Annotated in this window: 12 protein-coding genes; 3 read left to right on the forward strand and 9 right to left on the reverse strand. The window is 67.7% G+C overall.

All coding sequences use genetic code 11. The features are described from left to right. Nucleotides 1-95 precede the first annotated feature (95 nt). Together SAZ01S_RS18970 and SAZ01S_RS18975 are read right to left on the reverse strand one after the other, a co-directional pair. Complete coding sequence (locus SAZ01S_RS18970) at nt 96-1,295, reverse strand: CmpA/NrtA family ABC transporter substrate-binding protein (protein WP_084583844.1); 1,200 nt, start codon at nt 1,293-1,295, stop codon at nt 96-98. Continuing rightward, nucleotides 1,292-1,876 carry an ANTAR domain-containing response regulator gene (locus SAZ01S_RS18975; protein ID WP_084583845.1) on the reverse strand — a complete coding sequence of 195 codons (585 nt, stop codon included), beginning with the start codon at nt 1,874-1,876 and terminating at the stop codon, nt 1,292-1,294. The genes SAZ01S_RS18970 and SAZ01S_RS18975 overlap by 4 nt, the downstream gene beginning before the upstream one ends. Before the next feature lie 287 nt (nt 1,877-2,163). On the opposite strand from SAZ01S_RS18975, the gene SAZ01S_RS18980 reads away from it, so the two are divergent. From SAZ01S_RS18980 to SAZ01S_RS18990, 3 genes are read left to right on the forward strand one after another with little or no spacing between them, the layout of a single operon-like run. Continuing rightward, complete coding sequence (locus tag SAZ01S_RS18980; protein WP_139810149.1) at nt 2,164-2,865, forward strand: hypothetical protein; 702 nt, start codon at nt 2,164-2,166, stop codon at nt 2,863-2,865. A 45-nt stretch (nt 2,866-2,910) separates the two neighbouring features. Then, nucleotides 2,911-4,845, forward strand: a complete 1,935-nt coding sequence (locus SAZ01S_RS18985) for a gluzincin family metallopeptidase (protein WP_084583847.1) — start codon at nt 2,911-2,913, stop codon at nt 4,843-4,845. A gap of 8 nt (nt 4,846-4,853) precedes the next feature. Continuing rightward, nucleotides 4,854-6,266, forward strand: a complete 1,413-nt coding sequence (locus SAZ01S_RS18990; protein WP_084583848.1) for an MBL fold metallo-hydrolase — start codon at nt 4,854-4,856, stop codon at nt 6,264-6,266. A gap of 6 nt (nt 6,267-6,272) precedes the next feature. Here the strand turns inward: SAZ01S_RS18990 and leuD are convergent, their stop codons facing one another. Genes leuD through SAZ01S_RS19025 form a run of 7 tightly spaced genes read right to left on the reverse strand, consistent with a single transcriptional unit; the run spans nt 6,273 to nt 14,977 of the window. Further along, nucleotides 6,273-6,872 carry a 3-isopropylmalate dehydratase small subunit gene (gene leuD / locus SAZ01S_RS18995; RefSeq protein ID WP_084583849.1) on the reverse strand — a complete coding sequence of 200 codons (600 nt, stop codon included), beginning with the start codon at nt 6,870-6,872 and terminating at the stop codon, nt 6,273-6,275. After that, the gene (gene leuC, locus SAZ01S_RS19000) at nt 6,869-8,317 is read right to left on the reverse strand and encodes a 3-isopropylmalate dehydratase large subunit (protein WP_084583850.1); all 1,449 of its coding nucleotides are present in this window, start codon (nt 8,315-8,317) and stop codon (nt 6,869-6,871) included. The genes leuD and leuC overlap by 4 nt, the downstream gene beginning before the upstream one ends. Next, nucleotides 8,314-8,940 carry an isochorismatase family protein gene (locus tag SAZ01S_RS19005; protein WP_084583851.1) on the reverse strand — a complete coding sequence of 209 codons (627 nt, stop codon included), beginning with the start codon at nt 8,938-8,940 and terminating at the stop codon, nt 8,314-8,316. Before SAZ01S_RS19005 ends, leuC begins: the two co-directional genes overlap by 4 nt. Nucleotides 8,941-8,942: 2 nt before the next feature. Continuing rightward, nucleotides 8,943-10,133 carry a CaiB/BaiF CoA transferase family protein gene (locus SAZ01S_RS19010; RefSeq protein ID WP_084583852.1) on the reverse strand — a complete coding sequence of 397 codons (1,191 nt, stop codon included), beginning with the start codon at nt 10,131-10,133 and terminating at the stop codon, nt 8,943-8,945. Beyond that, on the reverse strand, nt 10,133-12,004 hold the full coding sequence (locus tag SAZ01S_RS19015) for a hydantoinase B/oxoprolinase family protein (protein ID WP_084583853.1): 1,872 nt from the start codon (nt 12,002-12,004) through the stop codon (nt 10,133-10,135). The genes SAZ01S_RS19010 and SAZ01S_RS19015 overlap by 1 nt, the downstream gene beginning before the upstream one ends. Nucleotides 12,005-12,017: 13 nt before the next feature. Further along, nucleotides 12,018-14,066: a hydantoinase/oxoprolinase family protein gene (locus SAZ01S_RS19020; RefSeq protein ID WP_084583854.1), complete on the reverse strand. Its 2,049-nt coding sequence runs from the start codon at nt 14,064-14,066 to the stop codon at nt 12,018-12,020. A 5-nt stretch (nt 14,067-14,071) separates the two neighbouring features. After that, nucleotides 14,072-14,977: a hydroxymethylglutaryl-CoA lyase gene (locus SAZ01S_RS19025; protein ID WP_139810150.1), complete on the reverse strand. Its 906-nt coding sequence runs from the start codon at nt 14,975-14,977 to the stop codon at nt 14,072-14,074.

A 14,977-nucleotide genomic window follows, 5' to 3' on the forward strand; every position in this document is an offset into this window, starting at 1 on the left:
TTTGGGGTGGGGCAGTGTCTCACCGAGGCCACGCTCTGTTCTCGAGTCCCTTGACCCCCCGAACTCTTCTCGCAGGAGGAGTGGCCAAGAAGGATTCAGAATCCCGCCAGATACTCGTCCAGCCGCTCCGGATCGAACACGCGGCCGTCGAAGAAGCGGTCCGGTCCCAGCGTCAGCGCTGCGCGGTGGGCGCCGACGCCGGTCGGTGCGGTTACCGCGCCTTCCAGCTTCATGCTCGCCCCTGGCATCGCTTCGCCGCTGGCGCCCAGTGCGCGGCGGTACACATCGGGCCGGAACACCGCGGCGGCGGCAGCCTCGGCCTCGGCGCTTCCTTCCGCTTGGTTCCAACGTACAAGCTGCGAATAGATCCACAGCGCCTGGCTGCGCCACGGGAACGCGGTCGCCTCGCGGTGGAACAGCAGGAAATCGGGTTGCGCCACCGCTGGCGCATCCGCACGCGGGATGATGTGCCCCGCCAGCCCAGCCTCGATCAACTCGGCGGATTCGCCGACATAGCCGGGGTGCGCCAGCAACGCCGCGAGTTCGCCCCGATTTGCCGGATCGTCGCACCAGCGTGCCGCCCCTGCCAGCGCCACCAGCAGCCGGTCGACCGTCTCGGCATTGGCCTCCATCCAGTCGGTGCGCAGCGCCAGCACCTTCTCGACGCCGCGCTGCCAGATCCGCGCGCCGATCGCGACCGCCTCGGCCAGCCCCTGCGCGATCGCCGCGGCCGGCCAGGGATCGCCGGCGATGAACCCGTCGATCTCGCCCAGCCGCATCGCCTCCACCGTCAGCGAGGGCGGCAGCACGCGCAGCACCACGTCGCGATCGGGATCGACGCCGACGCTGCCCAGCCAGTAGCGCAGCATTAGCGCATGGCCGGAAAAGCGGTGGACGATACCGAGGATGGGCTTTCGCCGGAACAGGCCGATTGCGCTGGCGAAGTCGTGCCCCGTACCCAGCGGATCGGCGAGCCGCGCGACAAGGTCCGGCTCCAATGCCGCGGCGAACGCGCCGGACATCACCAGCATGTTGCCGTTGCTGTTGAGCTTGAACGGCGCCGACAGTGCCGCGGGCTGCTGGCTGAGCCCCAGCGTCACCGCGACCGCCAGCGGGGCGAGCATCTGCGCCGCCTGCACCTGGCCATAGACGAGCCGGTCGCGCAGCGTCGCCCAACTGGTCGTCCGCACCAGCTCGAGGTCGATCCCCTGCGCCTCGGCAAATCCCTTCTCGCGCGCGGCGACGAGCACCGCGCTGTCGGTGAGCGGCAGGAAGGCGGCGCGCAGCGGCGTCATGCCGCACCTCCGCCGAGCAGGCTGCTCGCGGTGATCAGTGCGTCGGCGACGTCGACGAGCCGGCGGCCCTGGTTCATCGCCGTCGAGCGCAGCAGCGCATAGGCATCGGCTTCGTTCATTCCGCGCTGTGCCATCAGGAGTGCCTTGGCCTTGTCGATCGTCTTGCGGTTGGCGAGCGCGGTGCGCGCCTCGTCCAGCTCGCTCTGCATCCGGGAAAAGGCGGTGAACCGCCGCACCGCCAGTTCGAGGATCGGCTTGACGCGATCCTTGCGTAACCCGTCCACGACATAGGCGGACACGCCGGCATCGATCGCCGCACCGATCATCGCGTCGTCGGACTGGTCGACGAACATCGCGATCGGCTTGGCGAGCGCGCGGCTCACCAGCAGCATCTCTTCCAGCGTGTCGCGGCTGGGGCTGCCGAGATCCATCAGCACGACGTCGGGCGCCATGCGCTCGATCCGGGCGACGAACGCGCCGCGCGGGGGCACGAAATGGATGTCGTCATAGCCCGCCTCGCGCAGCCCCTCTTCGAGGACCGATGCGCGGGCCCCGCTGTCATCGACAATGACGATCCGCACCCCGACGCCTTTCGCAGTTGCGAGACGAACTGCCAGCAAAGTGCAGGCGCGTCAAACCGTTGGCGTGCAAGCGGAATGCATGGCGCTTGGACGAGCGACGCCCATGGATTGGCAGGAGCGGGGCAATTGTTTTCGGAAACGCCAAGGATCGCCGTCCCGAATTGTCCGATCGCCGATAATGATATTGTCCGATCAAGTCCATTTCGGCTATGGTGATAATCAAGGATAGGTGAAGGGTTGCGCGATTCGGTGCGGCCAGTGTCCCATATACGAATAGCGGGGGGTTGATGCCTAGTGGAATCAAGGCGGATGCGATCGCCGAGGTCCTTTTTGCATTGTTCGCGCTTGCGATATTGCTCGAGACCGCGTTGGCGACGCTTTTCACCTGGCCGGTGTTCCTTGACACGATCAACCGCCGGAACGCGCGTATGCCCATTGCGCTGCTGCTCGGCGTCCTGGTCGCGTGGGGGCTGGATTTCCACATCGTGTCGAGGCTGAGCACGACATTGGGTACTGCCAGCGCCGACCGGTTTCCGGTCGCGCTTGACATTGTGGTATCGGGCCTGATCCTCGCCGGCGGCAGCGCCGGCGTGCGCAACATGATGGCGAGCCTAGGGCTGGTGACGCCCGCACAGCGATTGGATCCGCCACCCACGCCGCCAGAGAACAAGGCGTGGATTTCGGTCACCGCGGATCGGCAAAATCCCGAGGCGCCGCTTGCTGTGCTGCTTATCGAGACCGATGCGAACGGCACCCGTGGGCCCCTCTACGCCGGCACCATCCGTGCCAATGCGCGCCCGCCAAGTGCCCTGCTGAAGCTGTTCCTGACCAATCGCGCGCGTTTCCCGCGGGTGGCCGGCTATTCGGTCGATACCGGCAAGAAATACACGATCCAGCTTCGTGACGAAAACACCAAGACGGTTCAAACAGTTTGGAATGACTGCGAGTTCGCCAGCGGCGCGATCGTTGATTTCGAATACAAGAGCTGAGGGCAGGCCTCGCCGGGGCGAGGCACAGGCGAGGATATTGGCGCAATGGACCGCGATGTCTCCGATACCGCAACCGCCACCCATGCGCGCGGCGCGCCCTATCCCCGGCCGGCCATGCGGCGCTTTCGCGTCTATGCGCTCGATCCCAGGGCCGCGCTCACGCCCGAAACCGCAACAATAAACAACGCGATCATCTCGCTTCCGTGGGAAGCCTCCTATGAGGAGCCGCTGACGCTGGGGCCGACGGGCGAATATCTCGAGGTGGTCGATTTCGACGCGCCCGCCAACCGCTTCTACGCGCCCCTTGATCCCAACCACCCCGATCTGCTCGCGCAGGACGGCCTGCCGCCGTCCGAGGGGCGGCCGCAATTCCACCAGCAGATGGCCTATGCGGTGGCGATGAAGACGATACGCGGCTTCGAGCGCGCGCTCGGGCGCAAGGTGCTCTGGTCCAGTCATTTTGCGGATCAGAACGAGCAGTTCATCCAGCGGCTGCGCATCTATCCGCATGCGCTTGCCGAGGCGAACGCCTATTACTCGCCGGAGAAGACCGCGCTGCTGTTCGGCTATTTCCGCGACATGGCCGCGCCTGGCAAGGGTAGCGGCGGGTGGGTCTTCACCTGCCTGTCGCACGACATCATCGCGCACGAGACCGCGCACGCGATCCTGCACGGCATGCATCGTCGCTCCATCGAGGAGATCGGCCCCGACACCTTCGCCTTCCACGAGGCGTTCGCCGACCTGGTCGCGCTGCTGCAGCATTTCACGATGACCGAGATGGTCGCGCATCAGATCTCTGCCACCTCGGGGCGGCTCCAGATGGATCGGCTGCTGAGCGGGCTTGCCGGACAGTTTGGCGAGGCAACCCGCGGCGGCCATGCGCTGCGGACCGGCATCGACCGGGAGATCGATCCCGCGACGCAGAAGCTCCAGGATCCCGATCCCACGCTGTACCAGACCGTTCTCGAGCCGCACGCTCGCGGCGCGATCCTGGTGGGCGCGGTGTTCGACGCCTTCCTGACCATCTTCGAACGCCGAACGGCGGACCTCATGCGCATCGCCACCGGCCGCTCGGCACCGACGGGGGAGGAACTGTCGCGCGACCTGGTCAATCGGCTGGCATCCGAAGCTGCGAAGGCGGCGGAGCATGTCCTTCGCATGTGCGTGCGTGGGCTCGATTACCTGCCGGTCACGGACGTGACGTTCGGCGAGTATCTCCGGGCGATCCTGACCGCGGACCGGGACCTCGTTCCCGAAGACCCCCGCTGCTACCGCATCATCCTGACCGACGCCTTTCGCAGGCGTGGCATCTATCAGCAGGGCTGGCTCTCCATGGCGCCCGACAGCCTCTATTGGGAAGCGCCCGAGGCCGCGCTGGATCCGACGCTGTTCGCGGATCTTGTGCAGCAACTCGATCTCCAGCCCGTCTTTCGCCGCGCCGAGATCTATCAGCAGTCCCGGAACAATCAGGCACAGATCCACCGATGGCTGATGTCCCCCGACGACGAGCATCCTGCGAAGATCGCGCTTTGGGAGGAGCTTCTGGGAATCAAGCTTGCGGCGGGCGGCCTTGCGTCCATCGCCGAGTCCCAGACCTACAAGGGCCGGCCTGCCGTGGAGATTCACTCCGCCCGCATCGCTCGGAGAAGTGGCCCGGACGGGCAGGAGGCTCGCGAACTGATCATCGAGGTAACCCAGCGCCGCTATGCCTTCGACGATCCGGAGAAGCAGGCGCGCGCGGACAAGGATGCCAAGTTCGCGCGGAAGAACCGCGATTTCATCTTTCGCGGCGGCGCCACCCTGGTGATCGATCTTACCGACAATTCGGTTCGCTATGCGGTCCGCAAGCGGATCGACGACGACCAGCGCCTCGACAGGCAACGCCGCTGGTTGAGCGGCGAGCAGTCTGCCGGCCTTTATGCTACCTATTTCTCCACCCAAGCCATGGCGGAGCCCTTTGCCTTCGCGCATCGGCAGTGAGCGCGGCCATGAACGCACCCATCCGCGTCCGCATGTATCAGGGGCTGCTCGGCGACTGCTTCCTGATCACGATCGGCGATCCCGCCGCGTCGCGGGACCAGCGCGTCCACATCCTGATCGATTGCGGCGTCCTGCAGCAGGTGCCCGGCGAAGCGAAGCGGATGCGAGGCGTTGCCGAGAACCTCTTCGCCACGACCGAAGGCAGGCTGGACCTTGTCGTGATCACGCACGAGCACTGGGACCATATCTCGGGCTTCAAGCACGCGCGCGACCTGCTCATCGACAAGATGCAGATCGATACGCTGTGGCTGGCCTGGACCGAACGGCGCGGAGACGGGCAGGCCGATCCGCTGCGAAAGAAGAGCGAGCGGGCGAAGAAGACGGTATCGCGCGCCGCGGGCCGCGCCGCAGCGGCCGGGGTGGACGTGACGTCGAGCATCGAGCGGTTCAACGGTCCGCTCGCGCTGGGCGGGGGACTCTCTTCGACGGATATCATCCCAGAACTCATCGCGCGTGCCGAGAAGACGGGAACCGTGAAGTATCTGGAGCCGGGCGAGATCCACGTCACGCCCGGCGAACATGGCCTACGCGCCTATGTTCTCGGGCCTTCGCGCAACCCGGATTATCTCACCAGGTCGCAGCCGCCGGGGGTGGGCAAGCAGACCTATTTGACAGTGGATTTCGCCGCAGCGCTCGACGAACGATATGCGGCGGCCGAGTCCCTGGAGGAGGCGCTCGACCCAGACGGTCCGTCGCCATTCGCGAACCTGCATGCGATTCCGGCGTCGGCGGTCGAAGAGGGCGCGGACGGCGCGGCAGCGCGCTGGTTGTGGTCCCGCTACCGGGCACCGGGGAACGACTGGCGCAACATCGACCATGCCTGGCTGAGTGCGGCGGGCTCGCTTGCCCTCAAGCTCGACAACGACACCAATAACACCAGTCTCGTGCTGGCGTTCGAGGTGGCGCCGGGCGGCGACGTGCTGCTATTCGCCGCGGACGCGCAGGTGGGGAACTGGATGTCCTGGCACCTTCAGAACTATCCTGCCCCAGAGGCGGGCAGCACGGTGTCGGCGACGGAACTGCTCGGCAGAACCGTGCTGTACAAGGTCGGTCACCACGCCAGCCACAACGCGACGCTCGACAAGCTTGGCCTCGCGCTGATGACGCACCCGGGGCTCGTTGCCATGATTCCCGTGGTTGAATCCGAGGCTCGCCGAACCAAGAACGGCAAGGCCGTCCATCGCGGCTGGGACATGCCCTATCCAGACCTGCTTGCCCGGCTGATGACGCGCACCGAGGGGCGCATTCTCCGTGGCGACGCCGAGCCAGGGAAGGATCCGACCGGAAAGACGATCTGTTCGGATGCCGGCTTTCTGCAACGCGTGCGATCGGAGGCGCTGTTCGTCGAGCTGACGATCTGATGGTAGCTAGCGGTCGACGGGTGCGATCGCGGCTGTCCGGCGCCACGCCGCGCTTTGCTCTTCATGGGCAGCGATCAGGGCTCCGTACGAGAGGGTGATGCCGATTTCGTCCAGCCCTTCCATCAAGCAATGCTTGCGGAACGGATCGTAGTCGAAGCCGAAGGCGCTTCCGTCCGGGGTGGTGATTATCTGTTGCGGAAGATCGAAGCCTATCGGCGCCTGCGCGGCGACGTCCAACAGCTGCTCGATGTCTCCGGCCGGAAGCTGGACCGTGGCGATGCCGTTCTTGAACGCGTTGCCGGCGAAGATGTCGGAGAAACTGGTCGCGATGACGATGCGGATGCCGAGGTCGAGCAAGGCCCAGGCGGCATGTTCGCGACTGGAGCCGCAGCCGAAATTGTCCCGCGCGATCAGCATCGGCGCGTCGCGGAACGCGGGATCGTCGAACGGCGTGGCGCGCGCCGCGCGCAGTTCCTCGAATGCGCCCGCGCCCAGGCCGGTGCGGGTGATCTTCTTGAGCCAGCGACCGGGGATGATCATGTCCGTGTCGACGTTCGACATGGGCAGGGGAATCGCCCGGCCGGACACGGTGCGAAGCGGGGTCATACGAGATCGTTCCCCTGTATCAGTTCGCGCACGTCGGTCAGCCGCCCCGTCACCGCGGCGGCTGCCGCCATCGCCGGGGAGAGAAGGTGGGTGCGCGCGCCCGGCCCCTGCCGGCCGATGAAATTGCGGTTCGAGGTAGAGGCGCAGCGCTCGCCGGCAGGAATCCTGTCGGGGTTCATGCCGAGGCACGCGGAACAGCCGGGTTCGCGCCACTCGAACCCCGCGGCGACGAAGATGCGATCCAGCCCCTCCCGTTCGGCCTGCTGCTTGACCAGTCCCGAGCCGGGCACGACCAGCGCCTGTTTGACGCCCGGCGCCTTGCTGCGCCCGTTCAGTACCGCCGCGGCCGCGCGCAGATCCTCGATGCGGCTGTTGGTGCAGCTGCCGATGAAGACATGCTCGATGGCGACATCCTGCATGCGCTGCCCGGGGTGGAGCCCCATATAGTCGAGCGCGCGCCGGGCACGGCTGCGGGCATCGGCCGCGTCCAGCGCATCGGGGTCCGGCACGCAACCGGTGATCGGCACCACATCGTCCGGGCTGATCCCCCAGGTGACGTTGGGGGCGATCTCCGCCGCGGCAAGTGCGATCGTGCGATCGAACCGCGCGCCGGGATCGCTCGCCAGGCGACGCCAGTCCGCCACCGCCTCCCACCACAAGACACCGCGCGGGGCCAGCGGGCGGCCTTGCAGATAGGCGAAGGTCGTCTCGTCCGGCGCCATCATGCCGGCGCGTGCGCCGGCCTCGATCGACATGTTGGCGATCGTCAGGCGCTGCTCGATCGAGGCGCCGCGGATGACGTCGCCGGCATATTCGATGACATGGCCGGCGCCGCCCCCCGCACCGATGCGGCCGACGATCGCCAGCGCGACGTCCTTCGCCGATACGCCGAAGCCCAGTACGCCATCGACGCGTACCTGCATCGTGCGCGAAGGCTTCAGGAGAAGCGTCTGCGTGGCGAGGACATGCTCGACTTCCGACGTCCCGATCCCGAACGCCAGCGCGCCCAGCGCGCCATGGGTGGCGGTGTGGCTGTCGCCGCACACCAGGGTCGTGCTGGGCAGGGTGAAGCCCTGTTCCGGGCCGACGACGTGGACGATCCCCTGCTCGGTATCGGCGGGGCCGATGTGGCGGATGCCGAAGGCCGCGGTGTTCGCGGCAAGGGCATCGACCTGGGCGGCGCTTTCCGGGTCTTCGATCGGGATCGCGCTGCCATCGGCCCGGCGCCGCGGCGTCGTCGGGAGATTATGGTCCGGCACCGCGAGCGTCAGGTCGGGCCGCCGCACCTGCCGCCCGGCCAGCCGAAGCCCCTCGAACGCCTGTGGGCTGGTGACTTCATGGACGAGATGGCGATCGATGAAGAGGATGCAGGTGCCGTCGTCCAGCCGGTGGACGACATGCGCGTCCCACACCTTTTCGTAGAGCGTGCGCGGTGCCTGGCTCATGCGCCGGCCAGCCGCGCCAGCGCGTCCTCCAGCCCGACCACCTCGGCATATTTCGCCTGCAGATCGAACAGGTTCGCTTCATGTGGACCGGGGTGGCGATCGGCACAGGCATCGCGCACGACATAGGGGACGAAGCCGTGCTGCAGCGTATCGAGCGCGGTCGCCCGGACGCATCCCGAGGTGGAGAAGCCCCCGATCACCGCGGTATCGACCCCCAGGGCATTCAGCGTCGACGCGAGCGACGTGCCGAAAAAGGCCGAAGCATAGTGTTTGGTGATGACGAGGTCGGTCGCTTCCGGCTGGAGGCGCGGATCGAACGCGCCGGTCGCCGCCCCTTCGTGGAACGCCGACAGCACGGGCACCTTGCGGTAGAACAGCCCGCCGTCGCGGCCGTCCGGCCGGAAGCTGACATTGGTGAAGATCACCGGCGCGCCGGCGGTGCGCGCCGCCCTGGCAAGTGTCGCGGCGGCGGTGATCGCGTCCTCCGCGGCCTGCCCGATGTGGAGCGGGCAGGCGGGATCGAGATAGGCGCGCACCATGTCGATCAGCAGCACCGCCGGCCGCGCGCCGAACGGCAGCCGACCGTCAAAGGCGCGATAGCTGGCAGCCAGAGCGTCGCCCATCGTCAGATCGCTCCTTCCGTCTGCAGCCGGGCAAGATCGTCCTCGCCGAGGCCGAGCAGTTCGCCATAGACGGCGGCATTGTCCTGGCCGACATGCGCCGGCGCCGGCGTGCGGACCGCGCTGGGGGTGTCGGAGAGCTTGGGAAAGGCGTTCTGCATCGTCACCTTGCCCCAGCGCTCGGTCTCGACCTCGATCAGCGCCTCGCGCGCGGCGAAGTGCGGATCGGCCAGCATCTCCGGCGCGCGGTAAATCTTGCCCGCGGGGATGCTGTGCTCGATCATCAACTGCTCCAGCGCCTCGACGGTAAGGCCGCGCGTCCAATCGGCGATCCGCGCGTCGAGCTCGTCCTGATGGCGCCCGCGCGAGACGTGATCGGCATAGCGCGGATCGGTGGCCAGTTCCGGTTGACCCATCGCGGTGGCCAGGCGCGCGAACACCGCATCCTGGTTGGCACCGATCAGATATTCGCCGTCCGCGCAGGGATAGACGTTCGAAGGCGCGACGCTCGGCAGCTTGGAGCCGGATCGCTCGCGGATATAGCCGGAGACCTGATATTCCGGGACCAGGCTCTCCATCACCTGCAGCACCGCTTCGTAAAGCGCCGAATCGACGACCTGGCCGCGGCCGGTGCGCTCGCGCGCGTACAGCGCCGCGACCGCGCCCATGCAGGCATAGCTCGCCGCCAGCGAATCGCCGATCGACACGCCCATGCGGCTGGGCGCGCGGTCCGGATCGCCTACGATGTTGCGCCAGCCGCCCATCGCCTCGCCGATGCCGCCAAAGCCGGCACGCGTGGAATAGGGGCCGGTCTGCCCGTAGCCCGACACCCGCACGATCACGAGCCGCGGATTGATCGCATGGAGCCGATCGGGGCCGAGGCCCCATTTCTCCATCGTGCCCGGCTTGAAATTCTCGATCAGCACGTCGGCATGTTCGATCAGCCTGCGGACCAGTTCCTGCCCGGCGGGGATGCGGAGATTGGCGGAGACCGAGCGCTTGTTGCGGGACACGACTTCCCACCACAATTTGTGCTCGCCATGGCCCCAGGCGCGCATGGGATCGCCCTTGCCCGGCGGTTCGACCTTGATGACGTCGGCGCCCATGTCGCCCATCAGCTGGCCGCAGAACGGGCCGGCGATCAGCTGCCCGAGTTCGATCACGCGAACGCCGGCCAATGCTCCTGTGGGTTCCATCACGCAGCCTCCGCGCCTTGCCAGACCGGAGGGCGGGGCGCCGGCAATCCGGTTTCCTCCTCGCACCGGGCGCGGAGTTCCTCGACGCTGCCGCCATAGTCGAACACGCTTTCCGCCGGCTTGCGCGTGGCCCGCAGCCGCGTCCGCAGCGCGTCGGTCGCGGCAGCGTCGACCGTTTCGTCGCTGATCACCACGCCGTAGCGAAGCGCGCCCTCGGCGGTGACCAGCCCCTCGCGCACTTCGCGCGCGACCAGCGCCGGATCCCGCTCCAGCGGATCGCCCCAGCCACCGCCGCCCCAGGTGATGAAGTGCAGCACGTCGCCCGCCTGCACCTCGACATCCTCGACCTTGTTGCCGATCACTTCGCGGGTGCCGTCGGCGCGTTCGAGCTCCTTGCGCGCGCGGGCGCCCGGCTGGCCGCCATTGACGCCCCAGGGATGCATGAACCAGCGATCGTCGTGCACCGCGATCAGCCCGGGTTCGAGGAACCGATAGGCGACATGGATGCCGTTGCCGCCGCGGTGCAGGCCGGCCCCGCCCGAATCCGGCTCGGTCGAATAGCGTTCGATTCGCAGCGGGAAATAGCGCTCCAGGAACTCGTTGGGCACGTTGGTGAAGCCCGGCCACAGCGAATGGCCGTCGGGACCATCGCCGAGCGGCCGGCCGGGAATGCCGCCAAAGCCGATCTGGAACAGCTGGAAATAGCGCCCGGTGCGATCGGTGCCCGAATAGAACAGATGCGGGCTCGACGAGAACCCGGCGGCATTGAGGAATTCCGGCGTCTTCTGGCCGAGCAGCCCGCCGAGAATGTCGAACAGCCGTCCCAGCGCATGGGTCCGTCCGGAAAGCGCGGCGGGGAAGCGCGGGCGCAGCAGCGATCCCTCCGGGATGCGGACGTCGATCAGGTCGTAGAACCCGTCGTTGAACAGGATCTGCGGATCGAACACCATGATCATGTAGATGCCGAAGAACATCCGCAGCATGTTCTCGTTGAGGAAGAAGTTGATCGAGGCGCTGGACTGCGGATCGGTCCCGGCGAAATCGAGGACCACCTTTTCCCCCTCGCGCCACATCGTGCAGCGGATGCGATAGGGGCCGTGCCCGCGCCCGTCGTCGCAGATATAATCCTCGAACGACACCGGCGCCTCGCCGATCGACGCGGCGATCAGCTGCTGCATGGCGCGATGGTTGCGCTTCAGAAGCTCCTGCGTCGCGGCGACATACAGATCCTCGCCGAACCGGTCGGCGAGTTCGAGCACCCGGCGGGCCGCGACCCGGCACGAGGCGATCAGCGCGTTGAGATCGGCCTTGCACCAGTCGGGCTTGCGGGTCTGGTGCATCACCAGCGCCACCAGATCGGCGTTGTACTGGCCGCGCGACCAGATCTTCACCGGCGGGATGCGCACGCCTTCCTCGAAGATCGTCCGCGCGGTGATCGGCATCGATCCCGCCACCCGGCCGCCAATGTCGGACTGGTGGCCGAAGATCGAGGTATAGGCGAGCAGGCGACCGTTCCTGAACACCGGCAGCAACACCAGCCAGTCGTTCGAGTGGCTGACCGCACCAGCGCAGCTATAGGGATCGGAGAGGAGGAACATGTCGCCTTCCTCCACCGTCCCGTCATAGGCTTCCAGGAAGCCGCCGATGAACGAGCCGAACTGGCCGACGATCATCCGCCCCTTGTGGTCGGCGATCAGCGGAAAGGCGTCGCCCTGTTCGCGAATGCCGGGCGACATGGCGGTACGCACCAGCGTTGCGTCCATCTCGACGCGGGCGTTGCGCAGCGCGTTTTCGATGATGTCGAGCGTGACGGGATCCACCGCGCGCTCGGCAAAGGGCGTGGCGTCGGTCTCGATGATGGTAGCGGACATGTGGGTCCCTCCTTCAGGCGGGGAAGATCAGGATGTTGCCCACCGCGTCGACGGTGGCGATGTGGCCGGATTCGATCAGGGTCGTGGAATCCATTTCGATGACGATCGCCGGGCCCGGGATCTTGTCGCCGGCGCGCAGCCGTGCACGGTCGTAGATCACCGCGTCCTGCTCGCGCCCGTCCATCCACAGCCGATGGTCGCGCAGCTTGGCGGCGGCGGGATCGCCATCGCCTTCGGGCAGCCGGGCGGCCTGCAGATCGAGCGCCCGACCGAGCGCGACCGCGCGCAGGTTCACGATCTCGTGCGCGGTTTCCATGTTGAAGGTGAACAGCCGCAGATGCTCGGCATCGAAGCGCTGGGTCACGCTGGCGATGCCGTCGCGCTGCAACGCCTCGGGATCGATCGTCAGCGCGACTTCGAAGGCCTGGCCCTCGTAGCGGACATCGACTTCGAACTCGATCGTGATATCGGCTTCGGGCACGCCGTCCGCGATCAGTTCGGCGCGGGTTTGCGCCGCCATCTCGTCGAGCACGGCGATCAGTTCGGCCGCGTCGATCGCGTGCGCGGGGCGAGAGAAGGAGCGGGCGGTTTCCGTCCGCACGCGCGTGGTCGCGTCGCCGAGCGCGCACAGCACGCCGGGGGAGACCGGCGACACGGCGGGCCAGCTGCCCATCAGCCGCGCCACCGCGTTGACGTGCAGCGGCCCGGCGCCGCCAAAGCCCATCAGCGCGAAGTCGCGCGGATCATAGCCCTGCTGGACCGAGATCATGCGCAGCGCGCCGAACATGTTCTCGTTGACGATGTCGATGATGCCGCGCGCCGCCTCCATCAGGCCGATGCCCAGGGCGTCGGCGATCGTCTGCACCGCGGCGCGCGCGCCCTCGCGATCGAGCTTGAAGGTGCCGCCGAGCAGCGCCTCCGGAAGATAGCCGAGCACGACATTGGCGTCGGTGACGGTAGGCTGCGATCCGCCCTTGCCATAGGCGACCGGGCCCGGCACCGCGCCCGCCGATTGCGGGCCGACGCGCAGCGCCTTGGTCAGCGCCGGCACATAGGCGATCGAGCCGCCGCCGGCGCCCACGGTCTTCACGTCCAGCGACGACGCGCGCACCGACAGATGGCCGACCTCGGTCGTGCGGACGCGGCGCGGCTCCAGATTCTCGATCAGCGCAACGTCGGTCGAGGTGCCGCCGACATCGAGGGTCAGGATGTTGTTGATCCCGGCGTTGCGGCCCACCCACAGCGCGCCCGTCACGCCGCCGGCGGGCCCCGACATCAGAATGTTGACCGGCTGCTCCTCGGCCTTTTCCGAGGACATGAGGCCGCCGTCAGACCGCAGCAGGGCGATCCGCCCGGACATGCCGGTGTCGCGCAGCTGCGAGCGAAGGTTGCCGACATAGCGGCTCACCACCGGTCGCACGCTGGCATTGGCGACGGTGGAGAGCGTCCGCTCATATTCCTGCATCTCCGGCAGCACCTCGTGGCTGAGCGACACGGGAATGCCCGGCAGGATCTCGGCCGCCAGTTCGCCGACGCGGGCTTCGTGCGCGCCATTCAGATAGGCGTTGATGAACGAGACGGTGATCGCCTCGACGCCGCGGGCCTTCAGCGCGTGCAGCGCCGCGCGCACCTGCTCCTCGTCGAGCGGGCGCACTTCCTGCCCGTCCGCGCCCATGCGGCCGCCGACGTCGAACGTGTCCTCCAGCGCAGCCAGCGGGGTTGGCTTGGGCCAGCCGATCCATGCCGCGAGCCCGCCCGGCACGAAGCTGCGCGCGATCTGCATGATGTCGCGATAGCCTTCGGTCACGATCAGGCCGACCCGGGCGCCCTTGCCTTCCAGCACCGCGTTGGTGGCGACGGTGGTGCCGTGGAGGAACGTCTCGATCTCGGCCGGCGCGACGCCCGCCGTCTCGCAGATCTGCCGCACGCCGGTGAGGATGCCGACCGAGCTGTCGTGCGGCGTGGAGGGCGTCTTGTCCCGCCAGAACCGGCCGGAGACTTCGTCGAACAGCAGCAGATCGGTGAACGTCCCACCCACGTCCACGCCCAAACGATAGGTCATCTAGATCAACTCCTTGAAGTCGTCGCGGGGAACCGGCCGGCACGGCCGAGCATGGCGGGGAGCGCGCGGCCCATCACGGCGGAAAGCCGCTCGGAGGCGGCCAGCAGCGCATCGAGATCGAGTCCGGTGCGGACGCCCGAGCGCTCGAGCATGTAGACGACGTCCTCGGTCGCTACGTTGCCGGCCGCGCCCTTGGCGAAGGGACAGCCGCCCAGGCCGCCCAGCGACGCGTCGATCGTGCGCGCGCCGGCTTCCACCGCGGCCCAGACATTGGCGATCCCGGTGTTGCGCGTGTCGTGGAAATGGGCGCGCACCGGGATTGGGCCGACCGCTTCGGCCACGCGGCGCACGAGCCGTCCGGCGGCCTTGGGCACCGCGACGCCAATGGTGTCGGCAAGCGCGATTTCGCTCGGTCGGGCTTCCGCCAGGCGTTCGGCGATCGCGACGACCCGGCCTTCGTCGACCTCGCCCTCATAGGGGCAGCCGAAGCTCGCGGCGATCGTCACCTGGCCGGTGCGGCCGGCGGCCTGGGCCGCGGCGATGATCGCCAGGGCCGATGCTACCGATTCCTCGCTGTTCTGGCCCTGGTTGGCGATGCCCAAGCCGTCGGTAGCGACGCAGACCGCGCCGAGTTCGTCGAGGCCGGCTTCCAGCGCGCGTTCGGCGCCGCGTCCGTTCAGGACCAGCCCGATATAGCGGCAGGCGCCGCGCGGGAGACTCGCCGAAAGCATGTCGGCGTCGGCCATCTGCGGCACCCGCCGCGGATTGACGAAGCTGGTCGCCTCCATTCGCGTGACGCCAGCGGCGAGCAGATCGGCGACGAGGTCGAGCTTCGCTGCCGTCGAGACGATGGTGGGTTCGTTCTGAAGCCCGTCGCGCGGGCCCACTTCGACGATTTCGATCTGCACCAG

The sequence above is a fragment of the Sphingomonas azotifigens NBRC 15497 genome (genome assembly GCF_002091475.1).
Lineage (GTDB): Bacteria > Pseudomonadota > Alphaproteobacteria > Sphingomonadales > Sphingomonadaceae > Sphingomonas > Sphingomonas azotifigens.